The following is a 23,352-nucleotide window of genomic DNA, read 5'->3' on the forward strand; positions in this document are numbered from 1 at the left end:
AAATGTTTGACTTGCTCATTTTGCTTTTTTATAGTGTGTGCTCACTCAAAATTTACGTTGGCGCTTTGTTTTGTTCAGTTTTCAAAGAGCAATTTGTTTACCGCTATCTTAGCGACTTTATTATCTTAACACCTCTCAACCAACTTGTCAACAAGTTTCGAATGTTTCTTTTCTCGTTATGATGTCGTGTTGATGTCTTGTTTCGGTGTAGTTAATATAATATCACCAGTAGAAATACAAGTCAATTAAAATTGTGATATTTCTCTGTTTTTTTAAATCCTATCTATAGAGTACAACTTCCACTAGTATACCCACTTTATCCTTTCTGCTTCAAAGACATGTCGTTAACATAAATCTATAAATAGAAGCAGGGGGCAACTTCAATAGTCACCCCCTGCTTCTATAACGCTTATTTATTAAAAGAAATAATATTTACTTCTTTAATATCGACTTTTCCACTCTTTTCTATCTTAACGCTTTCCCCTTCAGCGAGGTTCGTAAAGACAATCGGAGTAATAATAGAAGTCGCATTATTTTTAACATAGTCAATATCTACTTTAAGTAGTGGTTGGCCGATTTTCACCTTGTCATCTTGAGCGACGAGCGCTTCAAACCCTTTACCTTCTAATTTAACTGTATCGATTCCGACGTGAATCAGGACTTCTCGCCCTGTTTCCGAAACGATACCAATGGCGTGTTTAGTTGGAAAGAGATTGACAATCGTCCCGTCAACCGGAGAAACTACCAAACCATCATCCGGCACAATAGCAAAGCCATCGCCCATCATTTTTTCAGCAAATACTGGATCAGGCACTTCAGCAATCGGCTTGATTTCTCCTTTAATAGGAGAAACGAATTTTTCAGAGTCAGAAGACCCTTCCGTCCGTAATGGTTTCGGAATCACATCTTCTATTTGATTTTCTACGCCTTTTTCTGGTGAGGCTTCAACCCTACTAGGTCTTTTCCCATCCATAATTTCTTTCATTTGCCCTTTAATCGTTTCGGAACGCGGGCCAAAGATGGCTTGGATATTGTTACCGACTTCAAGCACTCCTGCCGCACCGAGTTTCTTCAATCTATTTTTATCAACTTCTTTAATATCATTAACTGACACACGAAGGCGCGTGATACAAGCGTCCAAATGCGCGATGTTTTCTTTTCCGCCCATCGCTTCCAAAATATCTCCAGGAAGGTTACCTGATTTCTTGGAAGACACACCAACTTCTTCATCATCATCTTCTTCTACCTCGCGACCAGGAGTTTTCAAGTTGAATTTCCTGATTGCAAATCGGAATCCGAAATAATAGATAAGCGCAAATACTAAACCAACCGGAATTACGATCCAAGCATTTGTTTGCGGATTGATTAAACCGAATAATGTATAGTCGATTAACCCGCCGGAGAAGGTCATCCCAATTTTCACATCAAGCAAATGCATCGTCATGAATGATAGACCTGCAAACACACAGTGAATAGCAAAAAGAATCGGCGCTACAAATAAGAATGAGAATTCAATTGGCTCTGTTATACCTGTCAAGAAAGCTGTAAGAGCTGCCGATGCCATTAAACCACCGACAATTTTCTTGCGTTCTGGACGAGCTTCGTGATAGATGGCCAATGCTGCAGCCGGTAACCCGAACATCATGAATGGATATTTTCCTGTCATGAACGTACCAGCCGTTAAATTCTCCACTCCATCTTTAATTTGCGCCATGAAGATTGCTTGGTCACCTCTGATAGGTTCACCCGACGAATCGATGTAGCTACCAAATTCAAACCAGAATGGTGAATAGAAGATATGATGCAAGCCGAACGGAATTAACGCCCGTTCCACTACCCCAAAGACAAATGCACTAAGCGTCAAATTAGCTCCAAGCATGTTTTCTGAGAAGGAATTTAATCCAGATTGAACGGTCGGCCAAATTACAATCATGACCAGTCCCAAAACAACCGCGCTTACCGCTGTAATAATAGGCACGAAACGTTTTCCCGCAAAGAACCCTAAATACGAAGGCATTTCAATTTCATAGAACTTATTATACAAAAGGGCAGCCATGACCCCGACGATGATTCCGCCAAATACTCCCGTACCTAACGTAGGTATTCCAAGAACATTGCTGTAAACGGCACTATTATTCTTGATATCATTCAAATCAATTCCTAAGACCGTTCCCATCGTTACATTCATGATCAGGAACCCGATGATTGCTGCCAAACCGGCAACTCCATCTCCACCTGCCAGTCCAATCGCTACACCAACCGCAAATAATAGCGGAAGGTTTCCAAAAATGATATTCCCAGAATTTTCCATGACGGACGCTACCATTTCCACTCCGCCATTTTCTAGAAAAGGAGCGATATCCAAAAGGGCAGGGTTTTGTAAAGCATTACCGAGTGCAAGTAAAATACCGGCAGCAGGCAAGATCGCTACAGGAAGCATTAAAGATTTCCCAATTTTTTGCAAGATACCAAACAACTTCTTAAACATTAGGTTTCCTCCTCATTTTGTTTTCACACTAATAAAACGGTTACATTTCATTAAACTGCTAATACACTTCTAAGCTGTTTTGTATGCAAAAAAGGCATAAGTAAAGGTAGGACCGAAAAAGAACATGTGGGTATAGATTACCCTGTTCCACTCTCAATCATTCTCCTTACTTATGCCTGATCGAATCAGTAACACGTAGGTTAATGTTTTATTTAATTTTATTTTGCAATCGTTGAATATGCATCGTTAAGTAGACAGCTTCCGCATCACAAACCGGTTTGCCTAATTTCTGTTGCATAATTTTTATTAGTTTCCAAGACAAATTGTAGCATACAGGATATTCTTCTTTCAATAGCAAAGTGATTTTTTCAGGTTCATCCACCGTTTCCCCTGCCAATACGCGATCGATCATAAACCTTAAATGACGAATCAGCCGCGAATAATCGATGCTTTCTTTATTTATCTCAACGTTCAACTGCTCTTCTATAATGGAAATCAGTTGAAAAATCACCTGGGAATACTGATTGACGTCAGATAAATCCTTATTTGCTATGGCACTATGGATATGAAGCGTGATGAAGCCAATCTCTCCATGAGGCAGTCCTATCCCGGTCTTATCTTGAATGAGGTCAACAACCTCGACTGCGATATTATGCTCAAAAGGATAGAGGGTGATCGTCTCTTTTAAAAATGGGTTTTTTATGGTCATCCCTTGGGAAACCCGTTGAAGGGCGAATAGTAAATGATCAGTTAAGCCCACATGTATATGCTCATTAAGTTTTCCAGGGACCCTTTTGTTTATCAAATGAATGGATTCAATTATGGCCGCTTGAAGATTTTGATCGATTTTCGGCAATAACTTCTTGTAATTCTCCTGTTCCTTCTCGCTTTTCAAAACAAACGTTTTCTCTGCGAGTTCCGGACTTAGTTCATCGCCTTTTTTTCGATTAAATCCCAGGCCCTTTCCAATAGAAACGACCTCACCATATGATGGGTGATTAGCAATTACAACATTATTGTTCAATACCTTTTCAACGATAAAACCGCTCATTTTTTTCCCTCTTTTTTGAAAGAATTATCCCATCCATTACAAAACATTTATATCTATACTATACACGTAAAGTCCTTCTTCTTACAACACGAGAAAAGAGGCCTATAATAGGCCTCTTTTCTCGTGTTGTTTCACTTTAAAAATATGAAGTATAGAAGGAAGACCACTCCAAGTCCCCACATGATTGGGTGAACTTCTTTCGCTCTCCCTTTCATTGTCATCGTAATGGGATAAAAGATAAATCCACAGGCAATCCCTGTTGCAATCGAATATGTCATGGGCATCATGATAACTGTGAAGAAGGCAGGCACCGCTACTTCAAATTTATGCCAGTCAATGTTTTTAAGCGATGAGGCCATTAGTACACCTACAATGACTAAAGCTGGTGCAGTTACCGCTGACGTCACGACGGAAAGTAGCGGGAAAAAGAAAAGAGATAGGACGAACAGTAAACCTGTAACCACTGCGGCAAAACCGCTACGAGCACCGGCAGCGACACCCGCTGTCGACTCCACATAAGATGTCGTCGTCGATGTACCAAGGATGGCACCTGAGACAATGGATAGAGAGTCAGCAAGCAACCCTTTTCCAACTCTCGGAAGAACATTATCCTTCATTAAACCTGCTTGTTGAGCGACAGCCACCAACGTACCGGCTGTATCGAAAAACGCTACGAACAAGAAGGTCAAAATCACGATCAGCATTTGACCTGTAAAGAGCTCACCAGGATTTCCGAAAGCATCGAACGCAACTCCGAATGTTGGTGCGATACTTGGAATCGCTCCAACGATTTTCTCCGGCACTGGCACTTGCCCAAAAATCATGCCAGCTATGGCAGTGATCACCATTCCGATGAATACACCGCTTTTCACGCCTTTGGTCATTAGAATGACGGTGACGATTATCCCGAATACCGCGAGCAATGTACTTCCGTTCGTTAAATCACCAAGTCCGACCAGTACACTATCATCATTCGTGATGATCCCTGCATTTTGAAACCCTACAAATGTTATAAATAGTCCAATACCAGCTCCGACCGCATATTTCAATTCGACTGGAATGGCATTAATGATTTTTTCCCGAATACCAGATAAGGATAGAAGGACAAATATGAGCCCTGAAATTAAAACACCGGTTAAAGCCGTTTGCCACGGGATTCCGAAACCGAGTACAACCGTAAAGGCAAAAAATGCATTCAATCCCATTCCTGGTGCAAGCGAGATTGGATACCTGGCTATGAGACCCATCAATATGGAACCAATTGCGGCAGCCAATGCCGTTGCGGCAAACACTGCTCCATAATCCATTCTCAATTCATCAGGGTAATCCTCTATGCCCTGTAACGTTAACATCACTGGATTCACAACCAGTATATAAGCCATTGAGAGGAATGTAGTTAAACCGCCGAGTATTTCCCGACGATAGCTAGTACCCAGTTCATTAAAACGAAAGTAATTTTTCATAATGAGTCTCCCCTATCATAAGTTCGTATAACACAAAATGAAAATACCCCATTCGCTTCCGAACGGGGGCTCAACTACTAATATGTAAAGAATGCGCGCGTGACCTACCCCACCCATTCATTCACATCGTAGTCAAGCTGTTAACGGCAGCTTGGTAGAAACTTTCGGGCCATATTCCCGATATTATACGACGATTATGTTTAATTTATTATTATAGGTATAGTGTACCAGTGCGTAAAACAGCCGTCAATATAAAAAGCGAATAATTTTAATTAAAAAATATAGAACGTTCGCCTTTTAGTTATCATTTCCATTTCACGAAGAATATCCACCCTCTATCATCCACAAATAAACCCAAAAAGATAAATACCAAAAAAAACCAGCGAAGGTAAAACCCTCACTGGTTCGATGTATATACTATTCCCACTCAATCGTTGCAGGTGGCTTGGACGTTATGTCATACACAACGCGGTTAACATGGTCCACTTCATTGACGATTCTTGTGGAGATGATTTCAAGTACTTCCCAAGGAATTCGAGCCCAGTCGGAAGTCATTCCATCAATTGATGTGACAGCACGGATACCGATTGTGTAATCATACGTACGGGCATCTCCCATTACCCCTACACTACGAATGTTAGGAAGGACTGTGAAGTATTGCCAAATTTCACGTTCTAAACCATTCTTCCTGATTTCCTCGCGTAAGATATAATCAGACTCACGGACGATTTCAAGCTTTTCATCTGAAATTTCTCCTAATACACGAATTCCCAAACCAGGACCTGGGAACGGCTGACGCCAAACGATTTCATCAGGAATGCCCATTTCGCTTCCTAATGCCCGTACTTCGTCCTTGAACAAAGTATTCAATGGTTCAATTAATTTGAATTGCATATCTTCCGGTAGACCGCCGACATTATGATGTGATTTAATCGTTTGTGCCGTTGCCGTACCGCTTTCAATGATATCTGTGTAAAGCGTACCTTGTGCAAGGAAATCGATGCCTTCTAGTTTCGTTGCTTCATCATCGAACACGTAGATGAACTCGTTACCGATGATTTTACGTTTCTGTTCAGGATCGGAAACGCCAGCAAGTTTCGATAAGAAACGTTCTTTTGCATCCACTTTAATGACGTTCATATTAAAGCCATCACTGAAAGTTTTCATAACACTTTCCGCTTCACCTTTACGAAGTAAGCCATGATCAACGAAGATACATGTCAGCTGATCGCCAATCGCTTTATGGATCAACACAGCCACTACGGATGAATCCACTCCACCGCTCAATGCGCAAAGTACTTTTTTATCGCCGACTGTTTGACGGATTTTTTCCATTTCAATTTCAACGAAATTTTCCATGGACCAGTCACCTTTACATCCACAAACTCCGAATACGAAGTTCTTCAGGATTTCATTGCCGTGTACGGAGTGACGTACTTCTGGATGGAATTGAACGGCATATAATTTACGTGACTCATCACTCATTGCCGAAATCGGACAAGACGGATTCGTTCCATCGACCGTGAAACCTTCAGGTGTTTCGACGACCAAGTCACCGTGACTCATCCAGACGATTTGTTCTTTTGGAAGATCACTGAATAATTTAGATTCATTTTGAATCGTAAGAGTCGCTTTTCCATATTCACGGTTTTTGGCGCGTTCCACTTTTCCGCCAAAATGTTTTGTCATCAGCTGCATGCCATAACAAATTCCGAAAATTGGAAGACCTAAATCGAAAATACGTTCATCGCAGCCAAATGCACTTGCATCATATACACTGTTAGGGCCACCTGAAAAAATGATCCCTGTAGGATTCATTTCCTGTAGTTCCTCCACTGTAATGGTATGAGGATGAAGCTCACTGTACACACCGAATTCACGAATACGTCGCGTAATCAATTGATTATATTGGCTTCCGAAATCAAGTACTACAATCATTTCTTGGTTTTTCTGCAATTCTGTTTTCCCCGGCACAAACGTCACCTCTATCAATGTAATTCACCCAAAAACGAGTGATTTTTCATATAAAAAAATAGTATCATAAAAAAAGGAAAACTAAAAATCCACCCACAACGATATACGGAAAAAGTATATACGAAGGCAGATTTTCAGCTTTCCTGTAAATCTGCCTTCATAGTCAAATCATTTACGGTGATTCGGTAGAAACTTTCGATCCATATTATCGAGGATATATGAAGGACAGTATTAGTTTAAGTTATTGTATCAATATAATAAAAACATGGTCAAGAGCTAGTTTTTTTCATAAGCGTTTCCCAGTCACTGCGAAAACGCTCCCACTCCTCTTCTTCTGGATCACCACGGTAGGTCATTACTTCGTATCGAGCTGTCATTTCCTGCATTAAATTCGTCTCATAAACCGCATCTACATAGGCTGCATATTCCCGCAAGGTTTGTCCTTCAGGCCGCTCTAACCCTGCCCGGACCAACTGTTTCAATAATAATTGGTACGCCTGTACAAAGTATGGACCGGTTTTCTTTTTTAACCGAAGGATTTGTACAAAAGGGAGCCATTTCCTTCTATACAAATACCCTACGGCAAGAAGTAAAGCTATGCATAAAATAATACCGGCACTCCACATTAATAAAGTATTTTGGCTTAAAAGGACACTTTTCTTAGTTGATCCAGGTTCATTTTCGGGTGTATCCGGGCGCTCTCTAGTCTGCGTCTCATCTTGCTCCACTAGTTTTTTGTCTTCCTGCTCGGTTTCCTCCGTATTTTCCGAATTCAAATCCGAATTGTAAAAATCCATTTGCCCATTGAATCCCTTCGTAGGCTCAAATGGTACCCATCCCAATCCTGAAAAATAAACCTCCACCCATGAATGGGCATTATTATTGGTCACTTTATAGGCGGATTCACCTTTATAAATTGATTTCTCCCCTTCCGTATATCCCTTTACCCATCTTGCCGGAATGTTGGCGGCACGTAATAAAATGACCATCGCCGTTGAATAATTATCGCAATACCCAATTTGGGTCTCGAACAAGAATTGATCCACATAATCCTGATTATCGCCTGGATACGGAATGTCTTCTTTAGAATAGCTGAATTCAGGACCGTCGAAGTGATTTTCTATCGCCTTTGCCTTATCGTACCAATTATCCTCATTCACCGTAAGTTCGTTGGCCATTTCATAGATACGGGTGGGCAATCCCTCCGGAAGCTGTGTATTGCTTTCCATGAGGACATCCATCGTTTCATCCTGTTCCGTAACTTTCCGTAAGTCAGCCAGATCATAACTAGGCATTTCATAAACCAGTTCATATTCTTTCGTGGTAAGGGGCTTACTGCCATCGTCTACTGAAATGTACTTGTCCATATTTGTATAATATTTAAACCAATCTCCGTTCTCAGCCTCTACCTTCTTCAGGTACCCTGATTGGGGATGAAGAAGGTGAGAGTAACTTTCCATCATGGTTACCCTTGTATTCATGTCTTCCGTTTTCAACACTTCAGGAATCTCAAATTCTTTTATATCCTTCAAATCCTGACCATTAGAGAAACTGATATAGTCTTCCATTCCCTCAACGGAAACCCATCCTTTTCCGGTATAGATATCTTTGTTCTCGACTTTCCAATAGTGTCCGGTATTGGCCGTATTATAAAAAATGACCGTATTGTCCGGCTCTATCGACCCACCAAGTGATGAATCATCTTCGTCGTACCCCACCCGTTTATCAACGGAGCTTTCATCACTTCCTGTCACCTTATCGGAATAAGAAACAATGAACGGTACAGGGTCCGGCCATTGTGACGCGAACTTCGGAGCAGTGAAACCAACGAAGACGCTTACTAACAGCATCCCCGCTAGCATGATGGCCCATTTACTGAATGGACCTCCTGAAAACACCAATCTCTCTTGTATGGACAAGCGTAGCATGGCCAACACACCAAGCATCGAAAACCCGATGATGATGATCCTGATCATGGCCATATCCCCATCATAAGGTGTGAATGTATCGAGAATCGATAGGAAAATGATCGTTAATATATAAAGTAAAAATATGTTTCGTCTCACCGTCACCCAGTAATGAATCAAGTATGTCACAAGCCAAAGAAGCACGAAAAACAACAGCGTTCTAAAGGGGTTGGAAAGCAGCTCCCACTTCCCCTCATACATATTCGAAGCGTTAGCCGTTATATCCAGCAAATCACCAGTAAGCCATTTGAAGGTCAGGAAAGGATCTGACGAATACAAGAAATGGACCGCAATTAATATAAAGGCACTTACGAGGATGAAACGTACAAACCAGTGGATACCGAAATAGTGTAGGAGCAAGGAAAATAACACAAAGATAATGAAAATCAAGATATTTCCTGTATCCGTAAGCTTCTCTACGGGTCGTAACCATTCGGTAATCAATAGAAGACCAAATATATATAAGAGAACATGCATCCACCTTTCCGATTTGGTAGAATCAGCGTTCATTTGCCTTCACCTCGGTTCGTTCATTTTGAAGGTGACCCTGTTCAAAGAAGACCAACTTTATTCCACGAGCCAACGCCACCGACTTCGCACGTATTTCCTCACCCGTGAAGTCTCCCTGACTTTTCACGCAAAATACCGTCATCGCTTTATTTCCGGTAAATGCATTCCAACCTTCTATCTTTTCCATCGTTAATTCGGACACAATGAATATTACAGAAGCGTTGGATGGTACAACTCCCTTGTTCTTCTTTCCATTCCAGACGCTTGTATGTGTGGCCCTTGATTTTGCAAGACGGTAAAAGAGTCTTCTCCTCTGTTTACTGCCTCCTTTAGCCGGTACGACCTCCATTGATCCCGTACTGGTTAACCCAACATCCATACCCTTCTTTATCAAGGCATGCACCAAAGAGGCCGCAAGTACGATAGCTTCTTCGAAGAAGGGAGAGGCGTACTCATCAAGCATAATAAATACATCGCAGTTTTTCTGCACTTCAAATTCCTTCGTCATGATTTCACTTGTTCGGGCCGTTGCCTTCCAATTTATCCAGGATAATTGATCACCCGGCTGATACTCCCTGATTCCGGACACGACCGAATGTTCCCGCTGTATTTTTTTCGTCGTACCAACTTGTCCTTGATCGAAGACATGCTCCAACTGTTTATAATTCAACTCCTGATAAGCCGGGAAAACGGTGAGTTTCAAAGGGGCATGCACTGTCGCTTCTTTTTCATAGAGTCCAAAGAAGTCCCCTATTTTGAAACGAACCGATTGGATGACATGTTCTCCTCTTGGCAGATTCTCCAGGGTATATGTCAATTGGAAGGATTGTTTAAATCCTGGAAAAACCAATGTTTTCTTTTCCAGTTCCATCGGCAAATCCTCTTCTACCACCATATATAAAAGAGGCAGTCTGTTTTTCCGGGAGAATACCAATGTCATATCTACCGACTCTCCGGCCTGGCATTCGTGTTTACTAATTCTTCTCTCCACTTCAAAAGCCTGAAGTGGATAAAACAGCAGAATCATAGAGTACGCACCGAACGGCAAAAAGGTATAGAAAATGAACCAACTGATAAACCCGCCTTGAAACATCGCAAAACAAAAGGAAATGAGCATAAGCACTATGATCCCACAGACATTCCTGTTTTTCTTCAGTATGGTAAGCACATTCCGCATTAGGTCACGGCCCTCTTCACGGGTACCTGCGTCGTAGCCACTATCTCATGTATCACCATGTCAGCATTCACCCCCGAGTAATTCGCTTCCGGATTAAGGATTAGCCGATGGGTAAAAACGAACGGAACCAAATGCTGCACATCATCAGGTAGAACGTAATCCCTTCCCTTTAGGAGCGCATAGGCTTGGGCTGCCTTCATTAGGGCAATCGATCCACGTGGGCTCACCCCAAGATATACACTTTCATGCTTACGTGATTGATTGGCTAACTCGACGATATACGTCTTTATCGTATCATCCACGATCACGGCCTTTGCCTCTATCTGCAAATCTATCAGTTCCTCTAACGAAATCACGGATTCCAATTCTTCAATCGGAGCCGTATATTGGGCCCGATGCAACACTTCTATCTCTTCTGCCACTTCCGGATACCCCATCTTCATTTTCAATAAAAAACGATCTAGCTGTGCTTCTGGAAGTGGGTATGTGCCTTCGTAATCAATTGGATTTTGAGTGGCCATGACGAAAAACGGTTGTTCCAGTTTCCTTGTCACACCATCCACCGTCACGCTTGCCTCTTCCATTCCTTCAAGTAGGGCGGATTGCGTTTTCGGCGATGTCCGATTGATTTCATCGGCCAAAATAATATGGCCCATGATTGGCCCCGGTCTAAAGATGAACTCTTGTTCCTTCGGATTGAAAATCGATACCCCCGTTACATCGGACGGTAGCAAGTCAGGCGTGAATTGAATCCGTTTGAAATCCGCCCCGATGGACTTCGCTAGCGCCCTGACCAAGACGGTCTTCCCAACGCCCGGGACATCTTCCAATAAGACATGTCCACCAGAAAGGAGCGCCACAAGACTTAGTTCTGCTATATCTCTTTTTCCAATAATGACCTTTTCAATGTTTTCCAAAATCATATCCAGTTTCTGATTCACTTGTTTATAAACCATTCTCTACCTCCCATGATTATGTAAATCACTCATGCTTAACCCTTATTTATTCGACATCCATTTTACATTAACCTCCAATTTATCCTTACAAAGTGAGTTTACTAGAATAATACCCCTATAAAAGAGATTTCTTGAAATCTTTTCACTATTTAAGTAATTAATTATGATAGACTGGTACTAAGTGAATATAAACCTTGCAGAAAATAGGTGCTGACTTGTCAGCTTAATAGGGAATTCGGTGTAAAACCGAAGCTGTTTCCGCAACTGTAAGTGCTAATGAAATAAGAAATATGCCACTGTTTGTGAATGAATCCGCACGCACGATACCATTCATTCAATCCAAATGGGAAGGTTCTTAGAGTAAAATGATGCACGAGCCAGGAGACCTGCCTTTTTTTTATCGTATTTTGCTCTTCGGAAGTTAGGAGGATTGTACGGCAATCTTCCATCTTTTTTTCCGTTCGAGATACATAGATGATTGTTTGCCGACCAATACCTTTGGTCGGCTTTTTCTTTTGCGCCGAAAAGCAATACGAAGGTCATTCACATTATTAAAAAGGAGGAAAAATTATGGAAAAGAAGGATGCCCGCTTTTTATGCTACCCATTCATGCGCGAATCAGTTTCAACCGTTGATTATGAAATTCGCACCGATTCATTGACGACTCAAATGGGACTGGCAGCGTCGTTCACGAAAGAGATTCCTGAAGTCTACAGGGATTTATTGGAACTGTTGCCGATGGCTTATCATTTAAATGGTTCTGCCCGGGGGAAATTGGCCATAACCGAAGACGGTCTAAACCGCCTAAGTGAAATCTATGACTATTATGTCGCTGAAGTGAAAGAACGCATCGAAACATTTGTGCTACCCCAAGGATCGACGGCAGCCTGTATTTTGCATACTTGCCGTAGTGAAGCCAAGAAATCCGTCCGTGCCTTGCATAAAGTCAGTACGGAAAAAGATGTGCCCGCGATTCTTTTTGATTATGCTCATTTGCTTGCCAATGTTCTATTCGTGATGGCTGTCTATGTCAATAAACAACTGGGTGTCGAAGAGATTCCCTTTATCAGCAAATCCTATCCAACCAAAACAATGAAAAAGAAAACGGAGGAATAAAACATGATAAGAACAGTAAGATCCAGTTGGATTGCCCTTCTGATGGTCGCCCTTTTCCTTACAGGATGTGCCTCGAATGATGATCAGAAATCGATAGAGAAAAAAGATCCTGCAACAACTGAAGAAGTCAAATCCTATACCGTCACCGATGATAGTGGAAAAGAAATCACATTTGATAAGGTTCCGGAAACGGTCGTTTCACTTCAACCCAGTAATACGGAGATTTTATATGCCCTTGGTGTAGGGAATAAGGTGATTGGAGCGACAGATTTCGATAACTATCCTGAGGAAGCTAAAGATGTCGAGCGTGTCTCTGATTCGATGACGATCAATTCCGAAAAAATCATCTCTTTGAAACCGGATGCCATCATTGCCTACACAATTGGCGATGAAGCAGCATTAAAGCCGCTTGAAGATGCGGGAATTCCCATTTTCATTATTAAATCAGCCGTGACCTTTGATGATGTATATAGCGATATTGATCAAATTGCCAAAGTCATGGGCGTAACGGACCAAGGGGATGACCTAGTCAAAAACATAAAAAAACAAATCAAAGATGTTGAAGAAAAAGTGGCGAGTGTCGATTCTAAAGAAAAAACATATTTCGAAATCAGCCCTTCTCCGGAAATCTATACAGCGGGAGCTGAAACCTTCCAGCAAGAGATCTTGGCGTCTGCCGGTATCGAAAATATCTTTGCCGACCAAAAGGGCTGGGCGAAAATAGCAGATGAAGAAGTCGTCAAGCGCAACCCGGATGCCATCATCACAACCGTAGGCTATGTGGACAATGCTGTGGATGAAATCAAATCCCGTAAAGGTTGGAAAGATGTCAGCGCCGTGAAGGAAGACCAAGTATATCAGCTTAGCGAAGACGTCATGTCACGTCCCGGACCGCGTATCGGAGAAGCCGTAGAACTAACTGCAAAGACCATATATCCGCAATTATTCAAATAAAGACACACTCAAAAGGGGTAATTACGCCGAAATCGTATATATAATAAAAGGCGGAAACGTTGATTTAACAACATTTCTGCCTTTTATTTTGTGCATGAATCCTCTTGAAAGAGGGCTATTAGACAGCCCCTTTGATTATTAATCTTTATATTTCTCTTTCATTTCTTCTTCTTTCTTTTTAATTGATTCTTTTAAACCCTCCCCTTCATTTTTCACTGTCGTGTTCAATTCTTCATATTTTTCGTCATAATACTCTTTTATTATTTCACGGCGTTGTTTGACTAAACTGCGAGCTTCCTCCCAAGTCTCATAATTTATTTGTTTCTTATCCTTTAAATAACTCGTAGCCTCATACATGCGATTGCTTTCATCAGAGGAAAGCCTAGAAAAACTGTTTTTTTCATCAAGTAAAGACGATGTCTTCTTATTTTGTTCATCCCGAACGGTACTCCAATTTTCATTGCCCCAATTCCACCATTGGTTCCACAGATCTCTACGCTCTTCATCCCACATCTTATTGAAATCATCGGCATTATTGACCATTTCGAATTTCCCTCCGCCAGCTTCAGCAACTTCACGTAATTGTTTTTGCCCCTCACTATCCATATCGAACCCTATGATGTTAATCACTGGTTCAATATTGGAATCATGCAAGTCTTTAGCTGCTTTCACTGGATCACCGTCGCAGGTTTCGATTCCATCGCTGACGACATAAATGATATTTTGACCTTCTGAACCCGCTTTTTCAAAATCTTTCTTTGTTTCCGAAATGGTCTTGGCAATCGGTGTCCATCCTGTCGGTTTAAATTTATCTAAAGCTTTCCTGAAGTCCCCTTTATTATATGGGGCCAAATCATAAACCACTTCCGTACTATCACAGGATATCTTCTTATCTTTATCATCGTTGCTTCCTTTATGCCCATAGACACGGAGCATGACATTTGCCTCTTCCGGAAGGGAAGCTACAAATTCATTAATCGCTTTTTTCGCCAGCTCCATTTTTGTTTTCCCGCCTACTTTTTGGTTCATGCTCCCACTTGCGTCAAGCAAAATTGCAATATTCACGTCGATTCCCAATTCACCACTGCCGTCGATGGTGATTCCACCTGGCATCTCTGTTACCGCCGTTTCAATGGAAGGGTCGAATGCTTCGAAAAACTGATACTTTTCTTTGTAGTTTGCGCCTTCGCCCATTAGTTTTAATAAGCTCTGATAAACTTCGAAGCTATCCTTTTCCTGAAAGTCCTGATTGTCTAATGCTCTATGTATAATGGCTTTATTGTATTTATTCCCTGTGTACTTCCCAGGGTTTTCTTTAGTCATTTCTTCAACGGTGGTAGCAATCTCGAAATCTTCTTCCAGCTCTTCATCTTCTTCTGAACGCCCTTTTTTTTCGGTATTCTCACCACGTACTTCTTCCTTTTCTTCTCCGTTCATCTTTTCATCTTTCGTATTATAACCAGAAAGAGCAAGCAAAACGAAGAGAGTGGCCAGACATATCATCCCTAGCTTCCACTGTTTTTTCTCCACCATCGCACCTCCAATTTTACATTTTTATCCACAACATCCATTACCCTATTTTTTCATTAAAAAACCCATTCTCTTTTAACACTAAAAATCTTTTGCTTCTATCCAACTTCGGTTCTTTCCCCATACATATGCTAAAATGAATTATCACATTTTGACGATTCGAGGTAATGAATATGTATAAAAAATTCTTTATATGGGTCTTTACCATCGCCCTTCTTTTAGGTCTCCTGATCACCCTTTCAAAATAAGGAAAAAGAAAAACCCGACTCCTAAATCTGGAGTCGGGCTTCTTCATTTCTTATTTCCTTCTTGATTCAACTTACCCATTCTTGGGATAAGGATAACAAACAGACACACTACGGCAACTCCTAAAACAATCGCCAGTAACAATGATAGATCAAAGTTCAGAAAAGAGTTCTCTTCTTCCCTATCTCTCTTTCGAATGGGGACTTCTGAAGAAAACAACCCCATTTCTTCCGCTTTGGAAGCAATGATATTATTATCCTCCGTCATAGGAGAAAGAAAAAGGGATTCTTCTATCGAATCTATGACATCATACTTTCCTCTTTCAAAAGTAAGTCCTTTTACTTCTTCCGGAATTTTCTCCTTCTGTTTTAATAACACCTCATCATGAAAATATTCAGTTTGGATATTGATATCCTTTTCCTGATACACATTCGGCTCCACGATGGGTTCCTCCTCAGCTTGCCCATCAATAGGCTGGCTGAAGAGGATGAAGAAGAACACGAGAATTACCTGTTTACTCCGCTTCATGGGCCATCTCTCTTTTACCTGCAAGACGCTTCATAACATAAGGAAGGACCGCAGCAACCAGCGTGAGTATAATCAAAATGGTAGTAGCCGGGATAAAGGCCAACTGATTCCCGAATTGAATGGACATATAGACATTGGCTACCGGATGATCGACATTGAAGTTAGGCATGATCAGGTCTAATAATGGAATCGTAAAGAAACTGATTAAACCAATGACCAGAATCGCCCCGACAAATGGTCCTATCGCAAAGGCAAGCTGTGTGAAAGCTGAGCAGAAGAATAGAAGCAGGACAGTGAAAACGGTCCATTTAATCGCCTGCATATCGCCAAGCGGATAAATCTTCAGCCCATACATGCTAATGATCAAGCCGACGATCAAGTTCAGTAATGCGAATAAGGCTGCATGCACCAGCATCGGAACGGATGCATAATGGTGCAGGAAGAAACCAATCAATAATCCTGAGATAAGGATGATCACTAACATCACGATTGGTGGGATATTAACCTTTTCTTGTTGCAATACTTCCCCGCTGATTTGAACGGGATTCGCCAAATACTCGTACACATACCCGTTCGACTGATCATCCACTAACGTATTATTCAAAACACTGTAGACATCGGTTTTGATTTTCTTCGTGGAATCCACGTTTTGTGCCCAATTTTCATTAAGCTGATCGGCTCTTTCCTGAACGGATCCCACTTTTGCTTGAAGGTCTGATGTATCTTTCGTAACGGTATCTTGACGCTCTGCGACAGAATGGACTAGCTCCGAAATATAACCGACAGTGGTTGCCGTGGAATCCTGAAGAGATACAAACATTTCTCCGTTAAGACTTCCAACAGGGGCCTCCTCCATCTCGGGAGTCTCCATATTACCGGTCAGATTTGCCGTTACTTCTTGAGCCCTCGCTGATATCGCTGCTAATTCCTCCAGCGTGGCTGCATGTTCCACTTCAACATTTTCGTCATATTCTGATATAAAGTCGAGCATCGAGCTAGATAAAGCCCCAAAGTCTTCTTCCACTCCCAAAAGGCTTGATTGGACAAGTTTCGCCTCTTCATCGACGATACCAGAAACTCCATTTTTCATATTTTCTAATTCGTTCATATTGGCGGTAAATACTTCGTCCAAACTTTCTTTCGTTTCATTGACTCGTTGAACAAGTTCCCCGTAGGAAGAAAGCGAACCATAATAAGCTAGAAGGGCATTTGAGTCACGGCTCAGGATGGATCGATTAAAGACATCCACTAATGCCGCCCGTCTTTCTCCTCCCACTTTTTTAAGTAGCTCGTCTTCTGTTTTCTTGATTTCCGTAAGGGTCTCATTGATGGTCATACTTTGGATATCCTGTAATTTTTGAATATCCTCCTGTGATTGCTCCCATTGATTACCCAAGTCCTTATAATCTTTTCCCAGCTTTTCATAATCAGTTTGTAGTTTCTTATAATTTGTTAGTAACGTATTATATGAATCTATCAATGCATTGAATTGCACGACAACTTGATTATAGTTTTCCGTTCTTTTATTCAAGGTCCCGCTCAGACCATTGATTTCCTCTTGCAGACTGCCTGCAAGAGAGCTAATTTGATCTTTTGCCCCTTCACTGCCTTCTGCCGGCACCAAACTTTCAAGGGTCGTATTCATACCATTAATTTTATCCAGTAACACTTGAAGTGAGATATCATCGATTGCTTCCTTTTTTGAAGGCGCTGCCTCTGAATCCCCTTTTCCTCCTGTATCAACATCTTCTATCGGTGTATCGCCTCCACCGATTTCATCTTTATCCCCCGAGCTGTTGGCCAAACTTCCACGTTGCTCCAATAAAGTTGTCTGAAGCTTGTTTAGTCCGTCCTCTTCCGATTGTTTAAATTGATCAATCGAACTTTGTTGTTCATCCTTTATTTTCGAGATTTGTTCCACCTGTTTTTCTTTCATGTTGCTGGAGAAATCCTCCAGGTTACTAGTGCTGCTCTCGATTTTTTCTTGCATCATCACCACGTTCTCATTCATGCCTTGTTCATTCAGACTAAATCCCGGTTTAGTATCCTTTTGGATATTCGGTATCGTCTGGACTCCCTCATTCAGCACCCCATCATACGCTTGGATGCTATCCATGATCAGCTGTTGATTTTGGGTGGATGTCAAAGCAAAAAGAGCACTTTGCGCTTTCTGGTATTCCTCAAACGTCACAACTTCCTCCACGAAAGAGGCCATTTGTGCTTTTGTTTTTCCCATTTCACCTAATGTTTCATTGGTGGTTTCCCCTGCACTCTTCGTGGAAGCGAAAACCCCTTTGAGCATATCCTTATGTTGCTTGATTTCCCCAGCCAGGCTTTCTGAGCTTGGGGTATAAAATTCATACATCGTGTTTTGGAAAGCGATTTCCTTCGTCAAAACTTTATCGAATTTTTTGCGGATATCTTCTACCGATTGAGATACATAGCTCCAGTATTGCGTGGAAATATGCTTATTCATTTTATTCTTGGTCTTCTCTAACTCTTTTTGGACCTTTTCCATATTTTCCGCATTTAAGCTTGTCTGGACCTTGTATTTAACCCCCGCTTTGACTGGTTGTTCTTCATTAAAGGTATAAATGTTCTTGGAAAAGTCCGATGGGAAATAAATGATCGCATCATACTTTTTATTAGCCAATCCACTTTCCGCGGCACTTCTGTTGACGACGACCCAATCATATTCAGAATCCTTGTCCAAAGTCGTGACAAGTTCTGATCCGACTTGAATCTGGTTCTTATCATATTCCGCCCCATTATCTTCATTGACAATAGCAATCTCACGAGAAGCCGTTTCTGTTTTCTTCATTGGGTTTTGACCGATATAAGAAAAAAACAAGATGGGCAGAGCAATGATCACAAGTATCTTCCCAATTAATAACAACGGCTTTATTGTCTTATTCAACGTCTTTCTCCCTCCTTCTTATTCACTTAGTGGAATCTGGATTTTACTTTCCCTGCCATTTAGAACAAAATAACCGTACCCTGGCTGAATTTCTTCTTCTTTTCTTGAATACGAGAGCGTATATAAACTCTGATCCGATTTTTTCAGAAGCAAGATTGCCTGCCTGATCTGTTTCAATTCCGTTGTCAGGGAATCATACCCCTTCGTGAAGTCATTCGCATTTCCAGCCACGAGCATGGAAAAACCTAAGTGGCTGTATTGTTTCATTAAACCGCTTATCTTGTCCTGAATTCTTCCATCAATCGCTTGCTGGAATCTTGAAATGCTGTCGATAACAAAGATGACGGATGAAAAATCAATCTGTTTCATCGGCTTCTGTTCCAAGGCCTCTAAATACTGGCGTTCACGAGCCTCAAATATTTCCGTGATGTGATCGAGCCATTCTGTAATTTGGTCTTTCGTTTCTACGTAACGTACTGTCTCCCTGCTTGCATAAGGTGATAGACCGCGATCCACTCCATCAAATATGCCAACTTCCCCGACCGTCTGGGTAAGAAGCGTTTCTAAGACCACTTTAAGCATGTTCGTTTTCCCTTTACGTGACTGACCGACAATAAGTAAGAATGGGTTGGCATGCAAATCTACCCATACAGGAGATACGCTCTCTTCTGAAAGGCCGATTGGTATGAGCCCTTTCTTGGTAGATGGTGAATAGTACGTCTTGAATGACGCCAAGTCTAGGCGATTTGGCAACATTGGAATGGCTGGCGGCTTAGCCAAATCCTTGTATCGAGTCTTGTTTTCAGCCACGACCTGTTTCATTTCTTCCAAAACGGCTACATCGTCTTCTCCATCTGCTGGCAGATACACCTGCATCAGATAGGTCTGGTCTGTCTTCACCAATGCCCGCCCAGGTACTGGTTCATTTTCATAAGGCGTCCTGCCTAAAACGGAATATTGTTCCGAACTGTCCATTAGGTAATGAACGACCTTCGTTTTTAAACTATTCATCAATGGCTGACGGATGGCATTGATTCTTGTAGCGGTCAAGATCATAAAGATTCCAAGTGATTGTCCATCACGGGCAAACTGGATGAATTGCGCTTCCTGGTCTGGCATTTCATCCTTCACCAAGTCAAAGTTGTCAATGACGATGTAAATAATCGGCAACTTATCTTCAACTAGGGCGTTATAGAGCTTGATATTGCTAAGTTCCCGTTCAGAGAAAAGCTGTTTCCGCCTTTCCATCTCCGTCCTCATGAACAACATGAATTTCTCGATTTTCCTCATCTCATCCAATCTGAAATAATCTCCTGTGTGTGGCAGCTGTCGAAGTGGCAGCAGTGCACTATTTCCAAAATCAAAAATGTAATAATGCAGTTCTTCAGGTGAAAATTGATCGATGAAATTGAATAGAAGCGTTAATACCGTCGTTGACTTGCCATAGCCGGAAGATCCGAAAATCCCGATGTTTCCATCTTCTATCCAGTTGTAAACATAATCCGTCTGGCTCTGCAATTCGGGCTCGTCTTTCATTCCTAGATAGAACTGGTTTTCCGTTTGGCTTCTTTGATCAATTCGTGATAGTCGATTTGAAAGAGGAGGCAGCCAAGGACTAGCCAGTTTTGGAATTTTCATTTCTTTCTGCGTCGCTACAATATGATCTGCCACAGCTTCAATTTCACTGATTTTCTCTTTACGTGTGCGAGAGACTTGCTCCGTTACATTGGATATCTGGACAAGCCCTAGATCCGTGACGAGTGCTACTTCATCCTCGGATCCCACTGTATCCTCCATATAAGGGGCGCCGCTCCATGCCGACTGAAACAGTTCGTACACCTCATTATTGCCTACTTGTAAATAACCACGCCCGGTGACGGTAATGTTCGCAGCATCGCTATTTTTCAAGATCTCCTTACTATCATTGGCATCCTGCACCTTTAAGGAAATCTTAAAACGGGCATTACTCCAAATCTGGTTATCAATCACACCACCTGGCTTTTGCGTGGCCAGAATCAAGTGAACACCCAAGCTCCGGCCGATCCGTGCCGTACTGACCAATTCCCGAATGAAATCAGGTTCTTCATTCTTAAGCTCGGCAAACTCATCCGAAATCAGGAATAAGTGTGGCAATGGCTTGTCGGCTTTTCCTTCTTTATATAAATCCGTGTAATCATTGATATGATTGACCTCATAGCGATCAAACAGGCGCTGGCGTTTCTTCAGCTCGCTATTGATCGAGGCAAGTGCCCGGGCACTGAAGTTCTTGCTTCCCTCAATATTCGTAATGACTCCAAGTAAATGGGGAATCTGCTTGAAAGGCTGTGCCATTCCTCCCCCTTTATAGTCAATGAGCAGAAAGGCAACTTCATGGGGATGATAGTGAACAGCCAATGAAAGAATATAGGTCTGCAACAATTCACTCTTCCCTGAACCCGTCGTACCGGCAACCAGACCGTGGGGACCATGTGCCTTTTCATGTAAGTTCAGCTCCACCCTATCTGTCTTTCCTTTCAATCCAATCGGCACCGCTAACGACTTGGAAGACTGATTCGTCAGCCAATTCTGGCTGATTGGCAGCTCCTCCACTTCACGGGCTTTTAAAAGTTCCAGGAACGAAACGGTTTCAGGGATGGAATTATTCATCCCTTTTTGATGGTCAAGCGACCGTAATAACCGGGCGTACCGCTCATTTCCTTCCTTACCGTGCTCATCTAGCCGGAAAGGCGTATGAACGGCTTTTGTTTGCTGAATCAAGATTTCTCCCTCGTGATCATTGATATACTTCACTAATGTATGGACATTTTCCGATAAGCTCTCCTTGGCATCGGCTGCAAAGATGGTTGATATGCCCAGCTCTTCGGTCTTCCCTTCCAAATACTCAAGAATGACATGTTCCGCAATCAATGTACGGTCGGTGACAATAAATACGAAATGAGGGGTGAATCTCACTTTTCCTTTATTCTCGTCAAGGTCCCTTTCTCTGAGTAACTGGTAAATGGAAGATAATAGTTGATCGCGAGATTGTTCATTATAGATGAAGCCTTTCGCGTATGCATGTGGCAGCTGGAAATGAGGCAACCATTTCATCCATTCCCATTCCTCATAATCCTTTTCTGGGAAAATCGCCACAAACCGGACATCATGATAGCTATGGAAGAAAGACAACTGGCCAATCATCTGCTGCAGCTCGCGTTTGACGACTGTTTCCTTTCCGACTAGGCCCATGGAGCCGCTAGACAAATCAATCGTTAAGGGTAGATCGTCAAGGCTTTTGTAAACATCGACAAGTTCCTGGGACTGTTCAAGTAGATCATCAATATCCCGATTGGACATATCACTGCTGTTTACCTTGACCTCATAACTGGAAGGAATGGACGCCGTACCGACCCTGAAGTGGAGAAAATCTTCACTTTCCATTGTGCGCTCCCATATTCGATCGCTAATCTGATTCGTCAGTTGCTTCATTTTCTCAAAAGAAGGGTAATGGTAGAGTAATACTTTCTTTTGCTGTGCCGATAACTCGCCCAACTCTTCTCGCTTTTGTTCTAGATACCTTGTATAGACGCGTAACCGTCTTTCAGCTCTTAGCTTCTGTTTCTTTTTATCTTTAAAGTATTGAACCGTGGAAGTCACCATGGTGGTGGTGAACATCACAATCGATATGAGGATGAATATTCCACGCGGCTGAACAATCATGACGACTCCCATGACGATCAACATCATTAATGGGGGCATTAGGATCAGCCATAGCCCACGATTCTGGTCTTCCGATTCCTGACTTGGGAATGAGATGGTCACTTTCTCATCCGGCAATTCATAGATCATCCGTGGAGTCCTGCGGTACTCGGGATAGCTTTTTTTCATTTCGGATATAGGCTGCATGATTTCGGATAAGGACGTTTCATAACGATCCGCACTTTTGATCATTAATATGTCGCCTTCTAGTAACCTCAGTACCATATATGGGCAACAGATCAAATCGCCATTTTCCAGTGCCGTCATTTCCCCCACTTTTTCACCATTCAAAAAAAGCCGGCCCTCTGTAGGTTCGAGCAACCATTGTCCCTGACGACGAACAAGGGAAAAGCCATTTCCACTTGGTTCCTGCTTGCATATCGTCGCTCCTGATTGGGCGGATATCGATATTTCTTTCAAACTATCTATATAATAAAGGCTTTCATTCAGTTCTCCGGGAGCATAAAAGATTTCCACAGCTTCCTGATTTTCGTGAAAAATATAGGACTGGAAAGGCTTTACCTCCCCAATCTTCTCTTCGCCCCTGAATACCATATATTCATCAAGCTCTTCATCTTTCCTCAACTCAATGTGTCCCTCGTTAAAGGGAAGCGAATAAATCGTGATTGTATCCTTTTGTGATGATCCAATCGTAATTGGGTCCAGTTGCTTCTCCCTAATCGTATAAGATTGGTATGTCTTCTTACAGAAAATCCATAGTGAACTCATTCTTTCTC

General features: G+C 42.0%; 13 protein-coding genes and 3 riboswitches. Of the genes, 2 read left to right on the forward strand and 11 right to left on the reverse strand.

Annotated elements, in window-relative coordinates; genetic code table 11:
• Nucleotides 1–409 precede the first annotated feature (409 nt).
• From ptsG to ACIQXH_RS18675, 7 genes are all read right to left on the reverse strand, one after another.
• Complete coding sequence (gene ptsG / locus ACIQXH_RS18645) at nucleotides 410–2,488, reverse strand: glucose-specific PTS transporter subunit IIBC (RefSeq protein ID WP_403125249.1); 2,079 nt, start codon at nucleotides 2,486–2,488, stop codon at nucleotides 410–412.
• 208 nt (nucleotides 2,489–2,696) lie between these two features.
• Nucleotides 2,697–3,539: a glucose PTS transporter transcription antiterminator GlcT gene (glcT, locus tag ACIQXH_RS18650; protein ID WP_402875546.1), complete on the reverse strand. Its 843-nt coding sequence runs from the start codon at nucleotides 3,537–3,539 to the stop codon at nucleotides 2,697–2,699.
• A 131-nt stretch (nucleotides 3,540–3,670) separates the two neighbouring features.
• Complete coding sequence (locus ACIQXH_RS18655) at nucleotides 3,671–5,002, reverse strand: NCS2 family permease (protein ID WP_402875544.1); 1,332 nt, start codon at nucleotides 5,000–5,002, stop codon at nucleotides 3,671–3,673.
• A 109-nt stretch (nucleotides 5,003–5,111) separates the two neighbouring features.
• Nucleotides 5,112–5,213, reverse strand: a riboswitch (purine riboswitch).
• Nucleotides 5,214–5,419: 206 nt separating this feature from the next.
• Nucleotides 5,420–6,976, reverse strand: coding sequence for a glutamine-hydrolyzing GMP synthase (gene guaA / locus ACIQXH_RS18660; protein WP_402875551.1), 1,557 nt, complete (start codon nucleotides 6,974–6,976; stop codon nucleotides 5,420–5,422).
• A gap of 140 nt (nucleotides 6,977–7,116) precedes the next feature.
• A riboswitch (purine riboswitch) is annotated at nucleotides 7,117–7,218 on the reverse strand.
• 27 nt (nucleotides 7,219–7,245) lie between these two features.
• Nucleotides 7,246–9,453 (reverse strand): transglutaminaseTgpA domain-containing protein, encoded by a 2,208-nt coding sequence (locus ACIQXH_RS18665; protein WP_403125251.1) that lies wholly within the window; start codon nucleotides 9,451–9,453, stop codon nucleotides 7,246–7,248.
• Complete coding sequence (locus tag ACIQXH_RS18670; protein WP_403125254.1) at nucleotides 9,443–10,630, reverse strand: DUF58 domain-containing protein; 1,188 nt, start codon at nucleotides 10,628–10,630, stop codon at nucleotides 9,443–9,445. Before ACIQXH_RS18670 ends, ACIQXH_RS18665 begins: the two co-directional genes overlap by 11 nt.
• Nucleotides 10,630–11,586, reverse strand: coding sequence for an AAA family ATPase (locus tag ACIQXH_RS18675; RefSeq protein ID WP_403125258.1), 957 nt, complete (start codon nucleotides 11,584–11,586; stop codon nucleotides 10,630–10,632). The genes ACIQXH_RS18670 and ACIQXH_RS18675 overlap by 1 nt, the downstream gene beginning before the upstream one ends.
• Before the next feature lie 188 nt (nucleotides 11,587–11,774).
• Nucleotides 11,775–11,994: riboswitch (cobalamin riboswitch) on the forward strand.
• A 162-nt stretch (nucleotides 11,995–12,156) separates the two neighbouring features.
• On the opposite strand from ACIQXH_RS18675, the gene ACIQXH_RS18680 reads away from it, so the two are divergent.
• Nucleotides 12,157–12,702: a hypothetical protein gene (locus ACIQXH_RS18680; protein WP_403125261.1), complete on the forward strand. Its 546-nt coding sequence runs from the start codon at nucleotides 12,157–12,159 to the stop codon at nucleotides 12,700–12,702.
• A gap of 3 nt (nucleotides 12,703–12,705) precedes the next feature.
• Nucleotides 12,706–13,656: an ABC transporter substrate-binding protein gene (locus ACIQXH_RS18685; protein WP_402959480.1), complete on the forward strand. Its 951-nt coding sequence runs from the start codon at nucleotides 12,706–12,708 to the stop codon at nucleotides 13,654–13,656.
• Nucleotides 13,657–13,794: 138 nt separating this feature from the next.
• Here ACIQXH_RS18685 and ACIQXH_RS18690 read toward each other — a convergent pair whose 3' ends face one another.
• The 4 genes from ACIQXH_RS18690 to essC all read right to left on the reverse strand — a co-directional run bounded on the left by ACIQXH_RS18690 (nucleotide 13,795) and on the right by essC (nucleotide 23,344).
• Nucleotides 13,795–15,189 (reverse strand): VWA domain-containing protein, encoded by a 1,395-nt coding sequence (locus ACIQXH_RS18690; protein ID WP_403125263.1) that lies wholly within the window; start codon nucleotides 15,187–15,189, stop codon nucleotides 13,795–13,797.
• A 288-nt stretch (nucleotides 15,190–15,477) separates the two neighbouring features.
• The gene (gene essA / locus ACIQXH_RS18695) at nucleotides 15,478–15,960 is read right to left on the reverse strand and encodes a type VII secretion protein EssA (RefSeq protein WP_402875530.1); all 483 of its coding nucleotides are present in this window, start codon (nucleotides 15,958–15,960) and stop codon (nucleotides 15,478–15,480) included.
• On the reverse strand, nucleotides 15,947–18,877 hold the full coding sequence (gene esaA, locus ACIQXH_RS18700) for a type VII secretion protein EsaA (protein WP_402875529.1): 2,931 nt from the start codon (nucleotides 18,875–18,877) through the stop codon (nucleotides 15,947–15,949). The genes essA and esaA overlap by 14 nt, the downstream gene beginning before the upstream one ends.
• Nucleotides 18,878–18,895: 18 nt before the next feature.
• Nucleotides 18,896–23,344, reverse strand: a complete 4,449-nt coding sequence (essC, locus tag ACIQXH_RS18705) for a type VII secretion protein EssC (RefSeq protein ID WP_403125266.1) — start codon at nucleotides 23,342–23,344, stop codon at nucleotides 18,896–18,898.
• Nucleotides 23,345–23,352 lie beyond the last annotated feature (8 nt).

This window comes from Peribacillus sp. NPDC097225 (assembly GCF_044761955.1).
Taxonomy (GTDB): domain Bacteria; phylum Bacillota; class Bacilli; order Bacillales; family DSM-1321; genus Peribacillus.